The following is a 20,547-nucleotide window of genomic DNA, read 5'->3' as shown; positions in this document are numbered from 1 at the left end:
GCCCCCGAATCCACAATCCAGTACCGGAGGTCACACCATGGGCGGTGCCGTGAAGTACGCACGCACACTGTTCGAGCCCGAGCACGAATTGTTCCGCGAGTCCTACCGGGCATTTCTGGAGCGTCATGTCGCACCGCACCACGATCAGTGGGAAAAGGACAAGATCGTCGACCGCGGCATCTGGCTGGAGGCCGGTAAGCAGGGCTTTCTGGGCATGGCGGTGCCGGAGGAGTACGGCGGTGGCGGAAACCCCGACTTCCGTTACAACACCATCGTCTGCGAGGAGACCGTCGCCGGGCGGTACAGCGGCCTCGGTTTCAGCTTGCACAACGACGTCGTCGCGCCCTACCTGCTGCGCCTGGCCACCGAGGAACAGAAGCAGCGCTGGCTGCCGAAGTTCTGCACCGGCGAACTGATCACGGCGATCGCGATGACCGAGCCCGGCACCGGCAGTGATCTGCAGGGCATCAAGACCCGCGCGGTCCGCGACGGTGACCACTACATCCTCAATGGATCGAAGACGTTCATCACCAACGGCATCCACGCCGACCTGGTGATCGTGGTGGCCCAGACGGATCCCGACAAAGGTGCGCTCGGGTTCTCGCTGGTCGTGGTGGAACGCGGCATGGACGGTTTCGAACGCGGCCGTCACCTGGACAAGATCGGGCTGGAAGCCCAGGACACCGCCGAACTGTCGTTCACCGACGTGCACGTGCCCGCCGAGAATCTGCTCGGCGAAGAAGGCCAGGGCTTCGTCTACCTGATGCAGAACCTGCCACAAGAACGCATCTCGATCGCCATCATGGCCGCCGCGGCGATGGAGACGGTGCTGGAGCAGACCTTGCAGTACACGAAGGAGCGCAGAGCGTTCGGCAAGCCGATCGGCAGTTTCCAGAACAGCCGGTTCGTGTTGGCGGAGTTGGCCACGGAGGCCACGGTGGTGCGGATGATGGTCGACGAGTTCATCCGGTTGCACCTCACCGAAGAGCTCACGGTGGAGCAGGCGGCCATGGCGAAGTGGTATTCCACCGAGAAGCAGGTGGACCTGATCGACCGGTGTCTGCAGCTGCACGGCGGCTACGGCTACATGCGCGAGTACCCGATCGCGCGGGCCTATCTGGACGCGCGAGTGCAGACGATTTACGGCGGCACCACCGAGATCATGAAGGAAATCATCGGTCGCAGCCTGGGCGTCTAGCCGCCGCAACACCCTGTTTTGGTGCTTCCAGGAGCCAATTTCGGGGGTTTTTCGCTCATGATCGGCGATGTGCCTTGGTTATCGTTGCCTGCTGACGCAGAGTTGTCGGGCGGGAGATTTCCCGTGGAACTTTGCCGAACACCTGGGGAGGGTGCATGACGAGGCCGGGAGCGAGGCTGAACACAGTCGTTCGGCGGATGACGGTCGGCCTGCTTGCGGTAGCGGTGACCGGCTTGCTGGCGCCGGTGGCCGCAGCGACTCCGGAATCGGATGCCGATGCCGCGGTGACCGCCGCCTGGGATGCCAGTGGCGGTGACGGCGGTCCGCTGGGCCCGCGCCAAGGAGATGTCTATGCCGCGGGTCCGGGATTCGTCCAGGACTTCGCCGGCGGCAAGATGTTCTTCACTGCGGCCACGGGCGCCCACTACATGCAGGGCGCGATCCTGGAGAAGTACGAGGCCCAGGGCGGTCCGGAGGGCGATCTCGGATTTCCCACCATCGACGAGGGTGCCGGGCTGGCGCCCGACAGTCGCAACTCGACCCTGAGCGGACCCGACAACCCGGTCATTTTCTGGACCCCGGCAACCGGCGCCAGGGTGGTGCGCGGCGCCATCAACGCCGCCTGGGACAAGCTCGGTGGATCCTCCGGTGTCCTGGGCGTGCCGTCCGAGGACGAGGCCTATCGCGGCGACGCCATCTCGCAGAAGTTCACCGGTGGCGAGGTGTCCTGGAATCGCAAGACCAAGGCTTTCACCACGGTGCCGCCGGAATTGGCCGATCAGCTCGCCGGCCTGGCGGTTCCCGACGATCCGGCCTCGGCGATCGCTGCGGCCAGCCGCGCCGCCGGTGGCGACATGGGTCCGCTGGGTGCCAAGGACGGCGATCAATACCCGATCGGCAACACGGGCGGCATCGGCCAGAACTATGCCCGCGGCAAGGTTTTCTACACCCCCGACACCGGCGCCAACGCCATCACCGGCCAGCTGCTGGACAAGTACGAAAGTGTCGGCGGTCCGGAGGGCGACCTGGGATTCCCGATCAGCGGTGAAACCGACGGCGGATTCGGTCAGAACAGCAGGGTGGCCACCTTCGCCGCCGCCGACAAGCCGGTCATCTTCCTGACACCCGACTACGGTGCGGTGATCGTCCGCGGTGCCATGAATGCGGCGTGGGACAAGTTGGGCGGGGCGCAGGGGGAGCTCGGCGCGCCGATGGCCGATCAGACCGAAGACGGCACTGTCATCACCCAGCGGTTCAGCGGGGGAGCAATCTCCTGGGACCGTTCGGACAACACCTTCACCACCGAGCCGTCGAACCTCTCCTCGGAGCTGGCCGGGTTGCAGGTCCCCGGACTGGATCAGCCGCCGGCGCCTGGTGGGCCCCAGGCGGCGGATACCGATGACACAAAGCCCTTCTCGTGGCACTGGAACTGGTGGTGGCTGCTCGCGTTGATCCCGGTGCTGCTGCTCGCGGGGCTCATCGTCGGCGCCGCGCTGTGGCACCGCCGCCGTGGCCGGGACGACGACGAGTTCGACCATGACCCGTTCGACGACGATCAATACGGCGGTTACGACGAGGGCCGCTATGACCAGGGGCATCAAGAAGACCGCCCCTACGACGAGGGGCAGTACACCGAGAGGTCTGGCATTGACAGCCCGGACCCGTATCAGCCCGCCGCCGACTACGAGAGCGGCGACGCGGCCACGTCCCGTTTCACCGACAGTTATCACCAGACGCAGGGAGCGTCCCCCTTCGACGGTCCCACTGACATCGCGATGCCGGTCAGCCAGTGGGCGTCCCCGGCCGGTGCCGGTATGGCTACCCATGATCCCGAGGACGACGACGAAGAAGCGGGTGAATTGTCCAGCGCGCGGGGGCGGTCCGATGCCGAGTTCGCCACCGAATTCGACGATGAGTTCGACGACGATCAGATTGACGACGCGGACTATCTCGATGCGCCGGACCAGGTCGACGTCGAGGCCGACCTTGACGACGATGACGAGGTCGAGGCCGAGCTCGAGACTCCGCAACAGGGCCTCGGGTTCGCCGCGGCCGACTTCGACGATCCCGACAACGTCGATACCGCACCGACCCGTATCGAGGCACTGCCCCGGTATGAGACGGACACCGAAACCCACAGTGGCCGCCATGCTGCGATCGAATTCGACGAGCCGGTACCCAGTGCCACCGCGATTCACCTGCCGCTGGAGGATCCGCATCGGGCGCCTGAGGGATACCCGATCAAGGCGGATACGAAGTCGGGGCAGTACTGGTCACCCGACAGCGCCGAGTATGACGACGCGGTCGCTGAGATCTGGTTCGCCAGTGAGGAGTTCGCCCGGACGAATGGCTTCGTCCGGGCTGACTGAGTGTCAAGATCTGAGGCCGTGGTCGGCCCGCGGCCTCAGATCTTCCGAATGACCGTGACGATCTTGCCCAGCACCGCCGCGTCGTTTCCGGGAATGGGGTCGTAGGCCGGGTTGTGCGGCATGAGCCAGACCTGGCCCTTGGTCCGCTTGAACGTCTTCACGGTCGCTTCGCCGTCGATCATCGCCGCGACGATGTCGCCGTTGTCGGCCACATTCTGTTGACGCACCACCACCCAGTCGCCGTCGCAGATGGCCGCGTCGACCATCGAGTCACCGACCACCTTGAGCAGAAACAGCGAGCCCTCCCCGACGAGTTCGCGGGGAAGCGGGAAGACGTCTTCGACGGCCTCCTCGGCCAGGATGGGCCCACCGGCGGCGATCCGCCCCAGTACCGGAACGAATGTGGGCTCCGGCAGTGCATCGGACCCGGCCACATCGGTGGTGACCAGCGGTGTGGCGGCCGGTTCGTCGGACGGGCGCACATCGACCGCACGCGGCCGGTTGGCGTCGCGGCGTAGATAGCCTTTGCGCTCCAGGGTGCGCAACTGGTGGGCGACCGAAGACGTCGAGGTCAGCCCGACCGCGTCACCGATCTCCCGGATGCTCGGCGGGTATCCGCGACTGGTCACCGACGCACGGATGACATCGAGAATCGTCCGCTGACGCTCGGTGAGGCCGTTGTCCTGTGTGCGTCGTCGTCCAGCGCCAGTGCCAGCGCTGTCGGTCGCGGCCGTGGTGTCGCTGCTGTCGTCGCTCATGCGCTGAATGTAATCGTCGGCCGCGCATTAATCAAACATGTGTTCGAGGCGTGTCGTGGCTACCCGGGTCGCCGAGCCGGGACCGAGAACTTGTCGGTGGCCGGGTCTAGCGTTTGGCAACAGTTCGATCACACGTTCTATCAATCGAACACTTGAGCGACTATATTCGAACACAAGAGCGAACACGCCAGAACGAAAGGCAGTCAGATGGTCCTCCTCGATACCCGAGTCGATAGCCGTTTTTCCGGTGTGCGGGTCCTTCCCGATCAGGACCGCCGGCCGGTCCGTCGCCCGGTCCGTGGGCGTCCGACCCGCAGGCCAGGGCCGGTCCGGCCCGCCGGCGCCGCACTGCAGCACCGCGGTACCGGCGTACTGATGTCGCGCGCCTCTCATCGCCGTCCTCCGATCACCCCGGCCACCACGGTGCTGCTGGCGCTGGTGGCTGCCGGCATCACGGTGTGGCTGGGCTTGGTGGCGCAGTTCGGCGGGGTCATGGGGCAGCCCGAGCCGGTGCCCACCGAGTTGGCAGTGGTCCAGGTGCAGTCCGGGGAGACGCTGCAGCATGTAGCTCGGCGGGTGGCGCCCGATGCCCCGGTCGCGCAGGTGGTCGAGCAGATCCGTGACCTGAACCAGCTCGAGTCTGCGGCGGTTGACGCCGGTCAGACGCTGATCGCACCCGTCGGCTGACCTGAGTCATGGGCAGTGAAACGTGCTGGCGGCCAACGTCAGTGGCCGGCGTTGCCGCCCGGTACGCCCCACTGGACCCGGCGGTGACTTTTGCTGGGGTCCCGCGAGTACGCTCAAGGGCGCTCGAACTAATTGTCTGGCGGCGTGACGAAGGAGCGGTGATGCACTGTCCGTTCTGCCGCCATCCCGATTCGCGGGTCGTGGACTCCAGGGAAACCGACGAGGGTCAGGCCATCCGACGCCGCCGATCCTGCCCGGAGTGTGGCCGCCGGTTCACCACCGTGGAGACGGCCGTGCTGGCCGTGGTCAAACGTAGCGGGGTGACCGAACCGTTCAGCCGCGAGAAGGTGGTGCGGGGCGTGCGTCGCTCATGTCAGGGCAGACAGGTCGACGACGACGCGCTCAACCTGCTGGCCCAGAAGGTCGAGGACGCAGTGCGCGGCCTGGGATCACCCGAAGTTCCCTCGCACGAGGTCGGGTTGGCGATTCTGGGTCCGCTGCGCGAGCTCGACGAAGTGGCGTATCTCCGCTTCGCGTCGGTGTACCGGTCGTTCTCGTCTGCAGAGGATTTCGAAAGAGAAATTGAGGCCCTGCGGGCGCACCGCGGCTAGCCGACGTCAGTCGAGCTGCGCGACGCCGTCGCTGACGACCCGGCCGGCGACGCGTACCCATCCTTCAGGACTCCAGCGCGTGTAGATCACCGACCCCTTGCCCTGGATGATGGTCAGGTCACTGCTGAGGTAGTCGGTCATCCGCACCGCTGCCGAGCCGGTCGCCTCGTCCTCGGGGATACCGATATGCGCGGCGAACACCCGGGACCGTAAAACTCCGCCGTCTTTGTCGACCCACGCCCAAAGATAGTTTTCGACGTCATCGGAATAGTCGTCCAAATCTGCGGTCAGCACTTCTTCGGGGGAGTCCAGCCGGTGGATGGCCAGCTCGGGTGCCCATTCTGAGCGGGCGCTCACCGCCGTGAGATCACCGTCGTAGGAGACCTGCACGATTCCGGCGGGCACCTGCAGCGTCTTGACCGGAAGCCCGTTCTCGCGCAGCCACCACGACGCCCCGACGGTTGGATGGCCGGCAAACGGCAACTCGGCGGCGGGCGTGAAGATGCGGGCCCGCGCCGAGTTGGCGCCCGGTTCCGGAAGGTCGATGAATATCGTTTCGCTGTAACCCAATTCGGCGGCGATGCGCTGCCGATCGGCGGGGTCGACACTGTTGTTGTCGATCACACCGAGAGGGTTACCGAACTTGCCGTCGGGGTCGCTGAAAACGCGCAGCACGGTCACGTCGATGGCCATACGCCGATGCTACGTGGTGCCTTCGGCCCGATCGCGTGGGGCGCGCATGCGGTAGCAAGAGCGCCGACAGCTCAGGTCGCACTGCGTTCGTCGGCGCCCATCGCATCCCGCACCGCGACCTGCGTATCGGGTGGTCCCGAGATGCCGGACTCGCTGATTCCGACGCGCAGCAGGCTGCGCAGCAGATCCTGGTCGTAGACCGCAGGCTCGGTGGTGTCGATGAACTGCCCGACCACCGCAACGAAGCGGTCAGGGTCGTCGTGGAACGGAAAATGCCCGGATCCCTCGAAGATCTCCAGCTGGGAACCGGGCATTGCCGCGTGCGCCATATGTGCGTGGCTGACCGGGATCACCGAATCGGATTCTCCCCAGATCAACTGCACGGGAACGGATTCAGTCAAGTAACAGCGGTCCAGCATGGTGACCACCTGGCCGCGGCGATCCACCACCGCGCGCAACGTCCTGGCAAACGCCGACGATGCGGTCGGTTCGGGCAGATCGGCCAGGATGCGCAGCATGTTCGGGATGTCCCGGCCGGGGCCGGTCGAGCCGAACAGCGCGCCTGCGACGCGGCCGGCGAGTTGCACCGTGGGTAGCACCAGCGGCAGTCGGAGCAGCGCCAACGCCTCACTGCCCATGGGCAGCGAGGCGATCCGCAGCGCGAAATTGACGTCCTTGGTGACGCCGCCGGCACCGACCAGAATCAACCGCTCCACCAACTGTGGGAACTGGTAAGCGAATTGCATCGCGACCCCGCCGCCGAGCGAATGGCCGACCACCGTCACCCGGTCGACGCCGAGCACGCTGAGCAGGTCGCGCATGCCGTTGGCGTACGCCGCGACCGAGTAGTCCGCGCGCGGCTTATCGGATCTACCGTGGCCGAGCAGATCCGGGGCGATCACGGTGAATCGTTGCGCGAGCTTGGTCTGGACGGTGTTCCAGGTCGTCGAGTTGTCACCGATGCCGTGGATCAACAGGATGACCGGACCGGATCCGGCGATGCGGAAGGCCCGCCGGTAGCCGTGGATGGTGCGGAACTCCACTGTCGGGGTGCGTTCGTGCACAGGGCGCAGATTGGTTTTGCGTTCCGTCATGGTCCCAATCTCGCTATCGGTGTCGTGCTGCGCTACGGGTGGTCCTGATCGTCGGGAAAACCGCCGTCGGTGAAACCGTCGCCGAACCCGTCCGGATGGCCCTCTTTGTACCCCTGGTCCTTGAACTTCTCACCGCTCTGCTGGGCAAGGAAACGCTCGAACTCGGCGCCGAGCTCGTCACCACTGGGCAATTCCTCGTCGCGCGCCAACAGTGACCGATTCTCCTGTGCAGCAACGAATGCATCGTACTGGCGCTCCAGCGCGGCCACCACCTGAGCGACTTCGGTGCTGGCTTCCACCTGCTCGTTGATTTTGCCGTACACCTCCGCTCCGGCCTCCGACAGTGCGCCCAGCGGTAGCTGGAGCGAACCGGTTCTGGCGACCTCGGCCAGCAGCGCCTCGGCGGCAGGCGGGTATGCAGTCTGAGCAAGATAGTGCGGAACGTGGACGGTGTAGCCCACGACCTCGTGACCGTGCTGCGCCATCCGGAACTCCAGCAGGTTGGACACGCTGGCCGGAACCTGCACCTCACTGACCCATGGGGTGTGCTCGGCGATCAGTTCCTTGTCGTTGGCATGTGCGGTCAGGGTGGTCGGTCGGGTGTGCGGAACGGCCATCGGGATGGTGCCGAGGCCGATCACCCGGCGAACGCCGAGTTGTTCGGCCAACAGCCGAACCGCGGTGATGAACCGTTCCCAACGCAGGTCCGGCTCCAGGCCGGCGAGCAGAAGAAACGGTGTCCCGACACTGTCGTGGAGCGCATAGAGATTGAGCTCGGGATCTTCGTAGCCGGTGAAATGATCGGTCTTGAACGTCATCAGCGGCCGCCGCGACCGGTAGTCCAGGAGTTCGTCGATGGCGAACGACGCCACCAACTCGGTGTCCAGCGTGTTCTTGAGGTGTTCGGCGGCGAGCCGGATCGCGTGGCCCGCGTCGGAGAAGCCCTCCAGCGCGTGGATCAGCACCGGGCCGCGTCCATCGGAGGTGGACAACTGCGGTGCCGGAAACTCGAGTTCGTACATACCGCTCTGGTCGGGCTGGTAATGCTGCTCGGAATTGTCGCCGCTATCGTCCATTCGTCCTGCCTCCTCGCCATGGCACTGAAGTCGCCGGCTGTGCCGGCACCGTCGTACCCATGCCATCTAGTGTCGCGCATTCCGGCGGCGCTCGTTCGCCCTGCCCCGTGGAACGTAGGGGTCCGGGCTGACATTCCGGTTCACTCACGAATATCAGGCAAGATTGATGGGTATGCGGCCCGACCGGTGTGCGGTGCTGAGCGCGATGGTCGCCGTCGCGGTCACTGTCGTCGTCGGCTCATGTGCCCCCGCTGCACACCAGCGGGCGGCGGGCGCCCAAACACGTCCGGCCACCTCGGCTGCCGCCGAGCCCGAAAACCAGGTGCAGGCCGACGCCGTCGCCGTGGCTGTCACACCCGACCCGAGGGTGGGGGCGCTGTTTCTGGGGGGAGTGGGTGCGGACTCACTGCACACGTGCAGCGCCGCCGTCCTCGACACCCCCGGCGGCGATCTGATCCTGACGGCGGCGCACTGCCTTGCCGACGGCGTCGACACCGCATTCATCCCCGGTTTTCAGGAAGGGGCGGACGACGTCTGGCAGGTGGGTACGGTCTACCTGGATTCGCGCTGGATCGCCGAGCAGGACCCCCACGCTGATTTCGCGATCGCCCGGGTCAGCCGCGATGGACGGGGTTTGGTCCAGTCCGAGACAGGCGAAGGCCTGTCACTCGGCTCTGCACCCGCGGCGGGCAGCGCGGTGAGCGTGACCGGTTATCCGATGGGTGTCGGCGGCGGCGCGCTGGGCTGCCGGGGGGTGACCGGGTTGTCGCCGGAAGGGTTTCCGTCGCTGCAGTGCGCCGGGCTCACCGACGGTTTCAGCGGTGCACCGTGGGTGATCGGGGCCACGGTGACCGGGTTGGTCGGTGGTCCCGATGGCGGCGGATGTGACGACGACGTCTCGTATTCACCGGTGTTCGACGATTCGGTCGGCCGGCTGTTGGCGCGTGCGGAGGCCGGCGGTGACGGGGACGCGGCACCGGCGGCGTTCGCGACCGACTGCTAAGCGCGGAACTGGCTCAGCGCCCGCAGTTTGTTCATCACGTCCAATGCCGCGACCTTGTACGCCTCCGAGAAAGTCGGATAGTTGAACACCGCGTCGACCAGGTATTCGACGGTGCCGCCGCAACCCATCACGGCCTGGCCGATGTGCACCATCTCGGTGGCATTGGTGCCGAAGATGTGTACGCCCAGCAGCTTCAGGTCCTCGGTGGACACCAGCAGCTTGAGCATGCCGTAGGAGTCGCCTGCGATCTGCCCGCGGGCCAGCTCTCGGTACCGCGACACCCCGACCTCGTAGGGGATCGAGTCCTTGGTCAGATCGACCTCGGTGGCCCCGACGTAGGACGCCTCGGGGATCGAGTAGATCCCGATCGGTTGCAGGTCCATCATGCCTTTGGTGGGCTCGCCGAACGCGTGATAAGCCGCGAGCCGGCCCTGCTCCATCGAGGTCGCGGCCAGCGCCGGGAATCCGATGACGTCGCCGACGGCGTAGATGTGGTCGACCTTCGTGCAGAAGTTGTCGTCGACGAATATGCGACCCCGGTTGTCGGCTTCCAGGCCGGCATTGCCCAGTTCCAGGTGATCGGTCTGGCCCTGGCGGCCGGCCGAGTACATGACCGTTTCGGCGGGGATCTGCTTGCCGCTGGCCAGGGTGGTCACCGTGCCGGCCGAACCGACGTCGACGGCGGTCACTTCTTCGCCGAACCGGAACGTCACCGCCAGGTCGCGCAGGTGGAAGCGCAGCGCCTCGACGATCTCGGGGTCGCAGAAGTCCAGCATGCTGTCGCGCTTCTCGACCACGGTCACCTTGGTGCCGAGCGCAGCGAACATCGACGCGTATTCGATCCCGATGACTCCGGCGCCCACCACCACCATCGAGGTGGGCAGCACTTTGAGATCGAGGATGCCGTCGGAGTCCAGCACGCGTTCCTCGTCGAACTCGACTCCGGGCGGGCGTGCCGGTTTGGTGCCGGTGGCGAGCACGATGTAGCGGCCCCGGACCGTGATGCGTTCGGCACGGTTGGGGTCGTCGACGACGATGGTGTGCTCGTCGATGAACCTGCCGTGGCCGGTGTAGAGCTCGATGCGGTTGCGCATCAGCTGTGACCGCACGACGTCGATCTCCTTGCCGATCACGTGCTGGGTGCGCGACATCAGGTCGGCGGGGGTGATCTTCTCCTTGACCCGGTAGCTGCTGCCATACAGTTCGCGCTGGCTCATCCCGGTGAGGTAGACGACGGCCTCGCGCAAGGTCTTCGAGGGGATGGTGCCGGTGTTGACGCAGACCCCGCCCAGCATCATCCCGCGTTCGACGACCGCGACCGATTTGCCCAGCTTGGCGGCGGCGATGGCGGCCCGCTGGCCGCCGGGCCCCGAACCGATGACGACGAGGTCGTACTCCTGCATGGAACCCATGGGTCAGTGTCTACGCCGGTTGCCGATGTCGCGCATGCCGACGACGCCGAATTGCGCGTGAACATTCGCTGATCAGCGTTATCCACAGTCTGGATTTCATCCACAGCCGGTTGCGGTCACCCGCGTTTCCGCGGTTCGACGGGTGATCGGCGACAGTGCCTGCTGCCACCGTCTGGCCCATGACACCTTCACCGGAACTCCCTGATTTCCACCTCGACCGGCCGGGCGCGCTCATTGCGGCCATACCCGCGGTCCTCGGATTCGTCCCCGAAGATTCCCTGGTTCTGTTGACGTTCGATGCGGGACAGATGGGATGCGTGATGCGGGTCGATCTCGATCTCGCGCGGACGGAGGGCATCGACCACCTGGCCGACGTGGCCGCCGCTGCGGCCCCGCATTCGGCGATCGCGGTGATCGTCGATGAGAAAGGCGTGGCCTGCAGGCAGTGCAGCGAGGAGCACCTGGAACTGGCGGCGGTGCTGGCTGACCGGCTGGCCGGCCACCGTATCGAATTACTGGCCGTTCACGTGGTGGACCGGGTGGAGGTCGGCGGGCGCTGGCACTGCGCCGACGGGTGCGGCAACCACGGCATCATCGAGGACCCGTCGGCCTCGCCGTTGGCCGCTGCGGCCGTGCTGGACGGTCGCAGGCTCTATCGGCGGCGAGCCGACCTGCAGCAGGTCGTCGTGGCGGATCCTGTCCGTGCCGACCGACTCGAGCGCGTGATCGCCGACCTGCCCGCCCGGCCGGCGGTAACCGGGAATGCGCGGAGCCGCGAGGGCGTCGAGGCCGCGATCACGGCGGCGGCACAGTTGGCCGCCGGTGAGTGTCCCTCGGATGACCACCAGGCGCGCCTGGCCGTGGCGCTGACCGACCCGCAGGTGCGCGACACGTTGTACGCGCTGGCGGTCGGGGAGGACGCGGGGCCGGCCGAGTCGCTGTGGGCCGAGCTTGCCCGCACACTGCCCGTGCCGTGGCGAGTGGAGGCACTGGTGCTGCTCGCGTTCTCGGCCTATGTCCGTGGCGACGGGCCGCTGGCCGGGGTATCGCTGGATGCGGCCCTGCGCTGCGCTCCGGACCACCGGATGGCCGGCATGCTCGACAGGGCCCTGCAGGCGGGTATGCGGCCGGAACAGATCCGCGAGCTGGGGCTCAGTGGCTACCGGCAGGCGGAACGCATCGGAGTCCAGTTACCGCCCAGGCGCGGGTTCAGCGGGGGACAGCGCCGAGCGGGCGCCTAGCCGTGCAATGTCCCGGGCTAAACCTTCTCAACCTTGACCGCGTGTGCCATGTGGTGTGGCAATTCGACCTGTTCGTGGCCGGGAATCAGGATCATCACACCGCCGTGGTCATTGACCTCAACGGTGACACGAGCGTTGGGGACCACCCCGGCGTCCTTGAGCCGTCCGATCAGTTCGGTGTCACCCTGGACGTGTTCGGTGAGTTGGCGGACCACCACAGCGACGGGCATCCCGACCGGCAGCTCTGTGAGCCGGACCAGGCTGACCTCGTCGGCGCCGAAGCCCAGTGTGCCGAGGCCGAGTTGGGACAGGCCAGGAATCGGATTGCCGAACGGCGAGGTGGTGGGATTGTCGAGCACCTGGACGAGACGCCGCTCGACCTCTTCGCTCATCACGTGTTCCCAGCGGCACGCCTCGGCGTGGACGTCTTCCCAGGGCAGGCCGATCACGTCGACGAGCAGCCGCTCGGCGAGGCGGTGCTTGCGCATCACCGCGACTGCCAGCGAGCGCCCTTTGTCGGTCAGCTCCAGGTGCCGGTCACCCGCGACATGCAGGAGGCCGTCGCGTTCCATCCGGGACACCGTCTGACTGACCGTGGGGCCACTTTGATCCAGGCGCTCGGCAATGCGGGCCCGCAGCGGCACCACGCCCTCCTCCTCGAGGTCGTAGATCGTCCGGAGGTACATCTCGGTGGTATCGACAAGATCGTTCATGCGCGCCTTCCCCAGCCCAAAGTCACTGCACAGTCTACCGTTTGTGCGGCTTGAACTGCGGTACAACATCGGGGGGCCGGTCAAGCGCGAAGTCAACGGCGTTTGCGCGGTGCCGCGACGCAGAAAGCGATGTGCCCGCCGTCACCGGCGGGCACATCGGAGGAGCTCAGCTGGCGTACGAGCGGAGACGATCTGCCCGGTCGCCGTTGCGGAGCTTGGCCATGACCTCACGCTCGATCTGGCGGACCCGTTCCCGGGACAACCCGAACAGCTTGCCGATCTGATCGAGGGTGCGCGGCTGGCCGTCGTCCAGGCCGAACCGCAGCCGGATCACCTGCTGCTCGCGTTCGTCGAGGGTGGCCAGCACATGCCGGATGTCGGTGTGCAGCAGCTCCGAGATCACGGCGTTCTCCGCCGACATGGCCTCGGAATCCTCGATGAAGTCGCCCAGCGGGGCTTCCTCATCGCTGCCGACCGGCATGTCCAGGCTCACCGGGTCGCGGCTGTGCTCCAGCAGATCGTTGATCTTCTCCACCGGGATGCCCGACTCCTCGGCCAGTTCCTCATCAGTGGCTTCCCGGCCCAGATTCTGATGCATCTCCCGCTTGATGCGGGCCAGCTTGTTGACCTGCTCGACCAGATGGACGGGCAGGCGGATGGTGCGGCTCTGGTCGGCCATGCCGCGGGTGATGGCCTGGCGGATCCACCAGGTGGCATAGGTGGAGAACTTGAAGCCCTTGGCGTAGTCGAACTTCTCCATCGCCCGGATCAATCCCAGGTTGCCCTCCTGGATGAGGTCCAGCAGTGGCATACCGCGGCCGGTGTAGCGCTTCGCCAGCGACACCACCAGGCGCAGGTTGGCTTCCAGCAGGTGCCGCCTGGCGGCCTCACCGTCGCGCACCACGGACGCCAGATCGCGTTTGCGGGTTTCGCCCAGTCGCTTCTTGGTGGCTAACAGATGCTGCGCGTAAAGGCCCGCCTCGATGCGCTTTGCGAGCTCTACCTCATCGGCGGCATTGAGCAGTGCCGTTTTGCCGATGCCATTCAAGTACACGCGCACGAGGTCCGCTGCCGGACTCTGGGTGTCCAGATCGCTGTCAACGCGGCTTGTGGTGGCATTTGCCATGACGGCCTCCTGATCGGCTCGAACTGTCACGATGTACAACGCATCGGACGTCCTAAGAGTTCCCACTCGCCGTCAGATTCATGCCGATTGACCTGCGTTTTTTCGGCGATGACCTGAGAATGTGCTGAGAAATCCGGCAGAAGCCGCTCAGCCGGGAACGTCGCCGCTGGGCCGGCCGGAGTCCGGTTGCGGTGGCACCGGGCTGCGCTGCAGGGCCGGACGTTCGGCGGTCGGGAACAGAGGTACCCGTTCCCCGCGACGCTGATACCGCCGAGGTTCTTCGGCGCGCCGGGGCGGACGATCGTTCGCGATCAGCACGGCCATCCACGGCAGCGGTACGGACACCAGGATGATCGCCAACGAGATCAGTCCGTTTTCCCAGATGTTGTAAGCCACGGCGGCCAGGATCAGCGCGGGGATGCGGATCGACATCAGCGTCAGATACTTGCGGACGCGCTGGCGGTGCTGCTCCTCGTATGCCGGGGCAGCCCGAGTGATGAGAACGGGGCGACCCTCGTCGTCGAAACTCAGCTCGGAGCTTTGTTTCATACCTCCACTGTTTCACATCTCGGACCCATCGCGGCAGTTGGATTTCCTCTGACATCGGCGGCGGGCACAATGTGGTTATGCAGACTCAGACGATCGAGCGCACCGACACCGACGAACGCGTCGACGACGGCACCGATAGCGATATTCCGAAGTATTTCCACTATGTGAAGAAGGACAAGATCGCCGAGAGCGCGGTCATGGGAACGCACGTGGTGGCGTTGTGCGGCGAGGTGTTTCCGGTGACGAAGTCCGCTAAACCCGGCTCCCCGGTCTGCCCCGACTGCAAGCGGATCTACGAGGCGCTCAAGAAGTAGTCGGTTCGTCGGCGGCGCCGGTCCTCTTGGGCGCCGCCGCGTTCTGATTGATGGTTTTCTCTTCAATCCAGCCGCGTAGTCGCCGGGCGTGGGTCTCAGAAGCCGGCCATTCCTCCTGGATCGCCGCGTTGAGTTCGGCGCCGAGCATCACCGCGAAGCCCAGGAAAAATGCGAACAGCAGGAACGCGATCGGCGTCGCCAGGGCACCGTACGTGTAGCCCGTGCTGGTGATCCAGCCCAGGTACAGCCGCAACCCGATGGTGGCAACCAGAAACACCACGGTCGCCAACACGGAACCGAGCACCAACCGGTGCGATGGCAACGGGTTCGGCAGCGATACCCGGTAGAGCACCGTCACCCCCGCGATCACCGCGAGGAACAGCGCCGGGTAATAGCCGTAATGCAGCACGTTGGCCCAGCTCTGCGGGATATTCTCGGCGATCGTGCGCGGGCCGAGTGCCACGAACGGGGCCGCGGCAATCACCGAGACCAGCATGACCACATACAGGCCCAACGCGAAGAACCGTTGACGCACCGGATGCCGCAACAGGGTCTGGTCGTGTGCCTCCACCGTCGAATCCACGAAGGCCGACACCGCCGACGACCCCGCCCACAGCGAGATCACGAACCCCAACGAGACCACCTCACCGCGGGCACCCTTCACGATGTCGCGAATGGTCGGTTCGATGATCTCGTTGACGACGTTCGGCGAGAAGAAACTGTTCGCCGCGTTGATCAGCTGACTCTGGATCGTCGGCAATGTCTCCGGCCCGAACAGTGGAGCGATATAGGCCAGGCTGCCCAGCATGCCCAAGAGCAATGGCGGCAACGACAGCGCGCACCAGAACGCGGCCTGAGCCGACTCCGAGAAAATCGAGTCGTCCCAACTTTTCGACAACGTGCGTCGAGTGATGTGCCGGATGTGGTGGCGTGACGGTGGTACTGGGAGCGGCTGGCCAGTCATGACCAGACCAGCATTACTGACGAAACGTGCTCGTGCCCAGGCGGGTCGGTCTGTGCAGGCGTTATGCGTCGACCGGACTGGTTTCCAGCACCGCAGCAAGCTCGACGAGTTTGGCCTCGTGCTCGTTGGCGTGGTGTTGGCAGAAGAGCAGCTCGGCACCCGAAGGCAACTTCGCACGTACCCGCGCGGCTGCTCCGCAACGGTCGCAACGGTCTGCTCTGGTTAGCTCGGGGCTGGTCAGAGTTGCGTTCATGGCTCCTCCGTCTTCTCCTCTGCACGCCACCGGCAGTTGGCCGGCTGTGCGTATCTCTACTGTCTCAGACGTTTTCGGTTCCGGCCTTGTTCCCTAGGGGTTTACCGGTGTGTCGTGTCTCACTTCGCGGCCGTGTTGCTCGACGGGCAAGCTGGCGGTATGCAATCGTCGCCGTCCGTCCTGGTCCACATGTGCAGTGCAGCCGAATGGCAACGTGCTCAGGAATCCGGCGAGCATCGCCCTGATTCGCTGGGCACGCAGGGGTTCGTTCACCTTTCTGCACCTGAGCAGGTGCATCTGCCGGCCAACCGGCTCTACGCGGGCCGCACGGACCTGGTGTTGCTGTACATCGATCCGGCGAAGTTGTCGGCTCCGCTTCGTTGGGAGCTTGGTCTACCAACGGATCCGACCGCGATGTTGTTCCCGCACCTCTACGGACCGCTGCCGGTGGCGGCTGTGACAAGCACCACCGGCTATGTCCCAGGGGCCGATGGCATGTTCCCGCCGTTGTCCAAGGGGTAGCGCCTGCCCTTGTTCTCGACCTACATGTGGGAGCCGCCGTCGATGCGGACCTCGGTGCCGGTGATGAAATACGCGTCGTGGCTGCCGAGCATCGCAACCACACCCGCCACGGCGTCCGGGCCCGCGAAGATCGCGCCGCCGTCCAAGGGCAGCATCGGGGCGACCTTGCCGAAGAGGGTGTAGTCGGCGTCCTCGGGCAGACCCGGCCCGACACTCTGGCGCGATGCACCGGAGCCGTCGGTCATGCCCGACGAAATCGAGCCCGGTTGAACGCAGTTGAACCGGATCCCGGCCTTGGCGAACTCCGACGCCCAGGCGTGTGTCATCGCCAGGACGCCGCCCTTGGAGGCTGCGTACGCCGCCATGTAGGGGTGCGCGAAGTGCGCGGAGGTCGAGCTGAAGTTCACCACCGCGGGTCCCCGGCCCTCATGCAGCGCGCCGATCGCCTCGCGGGTGACCAAGAACGTGCCCGTCAGGTTGATCCGCAAAACCTGTTCGAAATCCGCGAGCGCGGTCTGTGACAGATGGCTCGAGCGCAGGATGCCCGCGGCGTTCACCAGGGTGTCGAGCCCACCGAGTTTTGAGACTGCATCGGCGACACCGGCACGCACGGACGCCTCGTCGCCGACGTCCATGGTCACGGTGGCCAGTCGCGTGCGTGATTCTCCGGCTTTGTCGACAGTCTCGGCGAGCCCGGCCGGGCTGATGTCCGCGGCGACCACGTGGCCGCCTTCGGCAAGGATCCGCAGCACGCAGGCCTGGCCGATTCCGGAGCCACCGCCGGTGATCAACACCCTCCGGTCGGCGAACCGCGACAGATCAGGCATCGGACAACTCCAATTCGTTGAATGACGGCCGGTTTGAGGACCTCAACGCAACTGCGCATCGACGGCGCCCGAGGTCCAGACAGATTGCCAATGGTTTACGGCCGGATCGTAATGGAGTTCTGCGCCGGGTGAGGTCGCTCTCGGCGGGTGAATATGCTCGGCGGGCGCCGTTCAACGACAGGAGTAGCCGATGACCGAACTGAGCAAGTACGGCCCATGGGCGGTCACCCGCACCCCGGCGATGGAACGGGCCGGCCTCAATTTCGATGTGCCCGGCATGATCGTCAACGAGCCTGCCGACGTCGCCGCCGAAGGCCTCGCCCATCTTGCCGACGGGCCCGTGCATGTCGCGGGCGGCAACGCGGCGACCGCCGCGGCCAACAGCGCCCCGGACCGGGCCGCGGTGGTCCTCGGAGCGCACAAGAGGATCCTCTCGCTGATCGGGCGCAGGCCATAACATGCGGATCGGATTGTCGACACCTATCGTCATGCAGATTCCAGGGGTGGCCTCACCCTGGGAAGCCACCGGAACGCACGAGGATCTCGCCGAGATCGCCCGCACCGCCGACCGGCTCGGACTCGACTTCCTGACCTGTGCCGAGCACGTCGCAGTGCCCAGCACCGAGGCGCCGCGGCGGGGCGCAGTGTACTGGGACCCGTTGTCCACCTTAGGTTTTATCGCTGCGGGCACACAACGCATCCGGCTGACGACCGCGGTGCTCGTGCTGGCTTACCACCACCCGTTGGAGATCGCGAAACGGTACGGCACCTTGGACCGCATCAGTGGGGGACGGGTCGTCCTCGGGGTCGGGATCGGTTCGCTGACCGAGGAATTCGACCTCATCGAGGCGCCGTGGCGACAACGAGCGCAGCGTGCCGACGATGCCATCGCAGCGTTGCGGGCTTCGCTGGGGCAGGCCGAACCGGAATATGCCGGGCCGTTCTACTCGTACTCGGGGATGACCGTGCAGCCGCATGCCGTGCAGGCGCATGTGCCCATCTGGGTCGGCGGACGGACCATGGCATCGCTGGATCGTGCAGTGCGGTTGGCCGACGGCTGGATACCGTTCGGGCTCGGGCCGGCGGATATCCGCAACATGCTCGACAACACCGAACTCCCAACGGGATTCGAGATTGTGCTCGCGACCGGTCGGGCCGTCGATCCCGGCGCCGATGCGGCAGACACCCGGCAGCGGCTCACCGACCTTGCCCGCGCTGGGGCGACCGCGGTGTCCTGCACTGTCGCCGCCCGTTCAGCCGAGGATTACTGCGTTCAGTTGGAGCGACTTGCCGAGATCGCCGAGAGCATCAGTACCGACGAATCGCACTAGGAGCGCTTGATGGGCACATACGTCGTCACCGGTTCGGCGTCGGGAATGGGCTACGCAGCAGCCGATCGGCTGCGCGCTGCCGGCCATTCCGTCATCGGCGTGGACATCAAGGAAGCTGACGTGGTCGCCGACCTGTCCACCGCGGCCGGGCGCCACGCTGCGGCCGAGGCGGTACTGACCGCCGGCGGCGGGGTCCTCGACGGCGCGGTGCTGGCGGCGGGCCTCGGACCGGTTCCCGGACGTGAACGCCAGATCGCGCAGGTCAACTATTTTGGTGTGGTCGACCTGTTGCGCGCCTGGCGGCCGGCCTTTGCCCGTGCCGGTCGCGCGAAAGTGGTGGTGATAGCCAGCAATTCGACCACGACCACACCGGCCGTGCCGAAACGTGCGGTCCGTGCATTCTTGGCCGGTGACGGTGACAAGGCCGTTCGGTCGGTCCGCTTCCACGGCAGGGGTGCGCCCCCGATGATCTATGCCGCGTCCAAGATTGCGGTGTCCCGGTGGGTACGCCGCGAGGCGGTCGGTGACGACTGGGCCGGAGCAGGCATCCGACTCAATGCGCTTGCCCCCGGCGCGATTCTGACACCGTTGTTGGAAGAGCAGCTGGCCGACCCGAGGGAATCCAAGGCGGTCAAGGCATTTCCGGTGCCGGTCGGTGGTTTCGGGGACGCCGGGCAGCTGGCCGACTGGATGATGTTCATGCTGTCGGATGCTGCCGACTTCTTGTGTGGGAGCGTCATTTTCGTCGACGGTGGATCCGATGCGTACTTCCGCGCCGACGCCTGGCCTGCCGCCGTTCCGGCGAGGGGCGTGCCCCGCTATCTGCTGCGGTTCCTACGGCATCATCGTGCTACTCGCCGGCCCCGGTGAGAAACCCCAGCACAGTGCGCTCGAAGGCCGCCTTGGCCTCGATCATCACCCAATGACCGCAGTTGGGGAACACGTGCAGTTCGGCGTTGGGAATGCTGCGCATCGGGATCAGCGACATGTCCAATGGGCTCACCCGGTCGTCGCGGCCCCAGGTCAGTAGCGTTGGCGCCTGCACCTTGTGCATGACCGCCCACGGCATGGGGGCGTCGGACTTGCGCATCATGGCCATCATGGCCGCGAACGCCGCCTTGCCGTACATCCGGCGGGCCGATTCCAGCGTCGTCGGATCGGTGGCCAGCGCCCAGCGTTCCTCGATGAGCTCCTCGGTGACCAGCTTCCGGTCGTACACCATAGAGTTCAGCCAATCGATCAGCCGGGCCCGGGTGGGTTCCTCGGTGAACTCCTGCAGTAGCCGGATGCCTTCACTGGGACCCGGGCTGAAGATGCTGGTGCCGATACCGCCTATTGTCACCAGACGGTTCACCCGGTGGGGGTGGTTGATCGCGAAGTTGATGCCGACCCCGCCGCCCATCGAATTACCGACCACGTCGACGCGGTCCAGGCCGAGCGCATCGGCGAAGGCCACCGCCGCCCCCTGCGCGTCCACCATGGGATGACCACCGAAATCGTCGCTCACCCCGAAACCCGGAAACTCCAGGATCAGGCAGCGAAAATGCTCGGCGAACACTCCGAGGTTGCCGCGAAAGTTACGCCAGCCGGTCACACCGGGGCCCGAGCCGTGCAGCAGGAGCAGCGGCGGGCCGTCGCCCGCCTCGTGATAGCGCAGCACACCCGCGGGCGTGCTCACTTCGCGCAGTGTCTCCTGATACTCGAACACCGGAATATCGGTCCTTTCTCGCGCCAGGCCCGGCGGCGAAAACGACGAAAGGGTTGCTCAGCCCGTGGCGGAGCAACCCTTTCGTCGGTCTGACGGCA

General features: G+C 66.0%; 22 protein-coding genes and 1 pseudogene. 11 read left to right on the top strand and 12 right to left on the bottom strand.

Annotated features, from left to right (window positions below):
- Window positions 1-37 precede the first annotated feature (37 nt).
- Both M1247_RS09250 and M1247_RS09245 read left to right on the top strand, forming a co-directional pair.
- Entirely contained in the window at window positions 38-1,198 is a 1,161-nt protein-coding gene (locus tag M1247_RS09250; RefSeq protein WP_317155976.1) for an acyl-CoA dehydrogenase family protein, read from the top strand.
- Between the two features lie 155 nt (window positions 1,199-1,353).
- Window positions 1,354-3,567 (top strand): LGFP repeat-containing protein, encoded by a 2,214-nt coding sequence (locus tag M1247_RS09245; RefSeq protein ID WP_317155975.1) that lies wholly within the window; start codon window positions 1,354-1,356, stop codon window positions 3,565-3,567.
- A gap of 35 nt (window positions 3,568-3,602) precedes the next feature.
- Here M1247_RS09245 and lexA read toward each other — a convergent pair whose 3' ends face one another.
- Window positions 3,603-4,325: a transcriptional repressor LexA gene (gene lexA / locus M1247_RS09240; protein ID WP_317155974.1), complete on the bottom strand. Its 723-nt coding sequence runs from the start codon at window positions 4,323-4,325 to the stop codon at window positions 3,603-3,605.
- 207 nt (window positions 4,326-4,532) lie between these two features.
- Between lexA and M1247_RS09235 the strand changes: the two genes are divergently transcribed.
- Window positions 4,533-5,012, top strand: a complete 480-nt coding sequence (locus M1247_RS09235; RefSeq protein ID WP_410506842.1) for a LysM peptidoglycan-binding domain-containing protein — start codon at window positions 4,533-4,535, stop codon at window positions 5,010-5,012.
- A 161-nt stretch (window positions 5,013-5,173) separates the two neighbouring features.
- Window positions 5,174-5,623, top strand: coding sequence for a transcriptional regulator NrdR (nrdR, locus tag M1247_RS09230; RefSeq protein WP_317155973.1), 450 nt, complete (start codon window positions 5,174-5,176; stop codon window positions 5,621-5,623).
- A 6-nt stretch (window positions 5,624-5,629) separates the two neighbouring features.
- On the opposite strand, the gene M1247_RS09225 is transcribed toward nrdR, so the two are convergent.
- The 3 genes from M1247_RS09225 to M1247_RS09215 form a co-directional block, all read right to left on the bottom strand.
- On the bottom strand, window positions 5,630-6,316 hold the full coding sequence (locus M1247_RS09225; protein ID WP_317155972.1) for a PhzF family protein: 687 nt from the start codon (window positions 6,314-6,316) through the stop codon (window positions 5,630-5,632).
- A 71-nt stretch (window positions 6,317-6,387) separates the two neighbouring features.
- Entirely contained in the window at window positions 6,388-7,410 is a 1,023-nt protein-coding gene (locus tag M1247_RS09220) for an alpha/beta fold hydrolase (RefSeq protein ID WP_317155971.1), read from the bottom strand.
- Window positions 7,411-7,442: 32 nt separating this feature from the next.
- Window positions 7,443-8,486 (bottom strand): proteasome assembly chaperone family protein, encoded by a 1,044-nt coding sequence (locus M1247_RS09215; RefSeq protein ID WP_317155970.1) that lies wholly within the window; start codon window positions 8,484-8,486, stop codon window positions 7,443-7,445.
- A 172-nt stretch (window positions 8,487-8,658) separates the two neighbouring features.
- Between M1247_RS09215 and M1247_RS09210 the strand changes: the two genes are divergently transcribed.
- On the top strand, window positions 8,659-9,489 hold the full coding sequence (locus M1247_RS09210; protein WP_317155969.1) for a trypsin-like serine peptidase: 831 nt from the start codon (window positions 8,659-8,661) through the stop codon (window positions 9,487-9,489).
- On the opposite strand, the gene sthA is transcribed toward M1247_RS09210, so the two are convergent.
- Window positions 9,486-10,892, bottom strand: coding sequence for a Si-specific NAD(P)(+) transhydrogenase (sthA, locus tag M1247_RS09205; RefSeq protein WP_317156182.1), 1,407 nt, complete (start codon window positions 10,890-10,892; stop codon window positions 9,486-9,488). The genes M1247_RS09210 and sthA overlap by 4 nt on opposite strands.
- Before the next feature lie 188 nt (window positions 10,893-11,080).
- On the opposite strand from sthA, the gene M1247_RS09200 reads away from it, so the two are divergent.
- The gene (locus M1247_RS09200) at window positions 11,081-12,142 is read left to right on the top strand and encodes a DUF4192 domain-containing protein (protein WP_317155968.1); all 1,062 of its coding nucleotides are present in this window, start codon (window positions 11,081-11,083) and stop codon (window positions 12,140-12,142) included.
- Between the two features lie 17 nt (window positions 12,143-12,159).
- Here the strand turns inward: M1247_RS09200 and M1247_RS09195 are convergent, their stop codons facing one another.
- The 3 genes from M1247_RS09195 to M1247_RS09185 form a co-directional block, all read right to left on the bottom strand.
- Window positions 12,160-12,855, bottom strand: coding sequence for an iron-dependent transcriptional repressor DtxR (locus tag M1247_RS09195; RefSeq protein ID WP_317155967.1), 696 nt, complete (start codon window positions 12,853-12,855; stop codon window positions 12,160-12,162).
- A 166-nt stretch (window positions 12,856-13,021) separates the two neighbouring features.
- On the bottom strand, window positions 13,022-14,011 hold the full coding sequence (locus M1247_RS09190) for a sigma-70 family RNA polymerase sigma factor (protein ID WP_317155966.1): 990 nt from the start codon (window positions 14,009-14,011) through the stop codon (window positions 13,022-13,024).
- Between the two features lie 117 nt (window positions 14,012-14,128).
- A complete protein-coding gene (locus tag M1247_RS09185; RefSeq protein WP_317155965.1) occupies window positions 14,129-14,530 on the bottom strand; it encodes a DUF3099 domain-containing protein in 402 nt (133 codons plus the stop codon).
- Window positions 14,531-14,607: 77 nt separating this feature from the next.
- Here M1247_RS09185 and M1247_RS09180 point away from each other — a divergent pair, with 77 nt between their 5' ends.
- Window positions 14,608-14,844 carry a DUF3039 domain-containing protein gene (locus tag M1247_RS09180; RefSeq protein ID WP_317155964.1) on the top strand — a complete coding sequence of 79 codons (237 nt, stop codon included), beginning with the start codon at window positions 14,608-14,610 and terminating at the stop codon, window positions 14,842-14,844.
- Here the strand turns inward: M1247_RS09180 and M1247_RS09175 are convergent.
- On the bottom strand, window positions 14,834-15,808 hold the full coding sequence (locus tag M1247_RS09175) for a YihY/virulence factor BrkB family protein (RefSeq protein WP_317155963.1): 975 nt from the start codon (window positions 15,806-15,808) through the stop codon (window positions 14,834-14,836). The genes M1247_RS09180 and M1247_RS09175 overlap by 11 nt on opposite strands.
- A gap of 61 nt (window positions 15,809-15,869) precedes the next feature.
- The gene (locus M1247_RS09170) at window positions 15,870-16,061 is read right to left on the bottom strand and encodes a DUF7455 domain-containing protein (RefSeq protein WP_217157451.1); all 192 of its coding nucleotides are present in this window, start codon (window positions 16,059-16,061) and stop codon (window positions 15,870-15,872) included.
- Window positions 16,062-16,220: 159 nt separating this feature from the next.
- Between M1247_RS09170 and M1247_RS09165 the strand changes: the two genes are divergently transcribed.
- Complete coding sequence (locus M1247_RS09165) at window positions 16,221-16,583, top strand: DUF952 domain-containing protein (protein WP_317155962.1); 363 nt, start codon at window positions 16,221-16,223, stop codon at window positions 16,581-16,583.
- A gap of 20 nt (window positions 16,584-16,603) precedes the next feature.
- Here the strand turns inward: M1247_RS09165 and M1247_RS09160 are convergent, their stop codons facing one another.
- Window positions 16,604-17,410 carry an SDR family NAD(P)-dependent oxidoreductase gene (locus tag M1247_RS09160; RefSeq protein ID WP_317155961.1) on the bottom strand — a complete coding sequence of 269 codons (807 nt, stop codon included), beginning with the start codon at window positions 17,408-17,410 and terminating at the stop codon, window positions 16,604-16,606.
- 223 nt (window positions 17,411-17,633) lie between these two features.
- Here M1247_RS09160 and M1247_RS09155 point away from each other — a divergent pair.
- From M1247_RS09155 to M1247_RS09145, 3 genes and pseudogenes are all read left to right on the top strand, one after another.
- A pseudogene (locus tag M1247_RS09155) lies at window positions 17,634-17,867 on the top strand (SDR family NAD(P)-dependent oxidoreductase); the annotation flags it as partial.
- 1 nt (window position 17,868) lies between these two features.
- On the top strand, window positions 17,869-18,741 hold the full coding sequence (locus M1247_RS09150) for a TIGR03619 family F420-dependent LLM class oxidoreductase (protein ID WP_317155960.1): 873 nt from the start codon (window positions 17,869-17,871) through the stop codon (window positions 18,739-18,741).
- A gap of 9 nt (window positions 18,742-18,750) precedes the next feature.
- Complete coding sequence (locus tag M1247_RS09145) at window positions 18,751-19,611, top strand: SDR family oxidoreductase (protein ID WP_317155959.1); 861 nt, start codon at window positions 18,751-18,753, stop codon at window positions 19,609-19,611.
- Here M1247_RS09145 and M1247_RS09140 read toward each other — a convergent pair.
- Window positions 19,592-20,455 (bottom strand): alpha/beta fold hydrolase, encoded by an 864-nt coding sequence (locus M1247_RS09140; protein ID WP_317156181.1) that lies wholly within the window; start codon window positions 20,453-20,455, stop codon window positions 19,592-19,594. The genes M1247_RS09145 and M1247_RS09140 overlap by 20 nt on opposite strands.
- Window positions 20,456-20,547 lie beyond the last annotated feature (92 nt).

Origin of the sequence: Mycobacterium appelbergii (assembly GCF_032883035.1) — a bacterium.
GTDB lineage: Bacteria > Actinomycetota > Actinomycetes > Mycobacteriales > Mycobacteriaceae > Mycobacterium > Mycobacterium appelbergii.
Note: the sequence above shows the minus strand (reverse complement) of the source record. Positions and strands in the feature narration are given on the sequence as shown.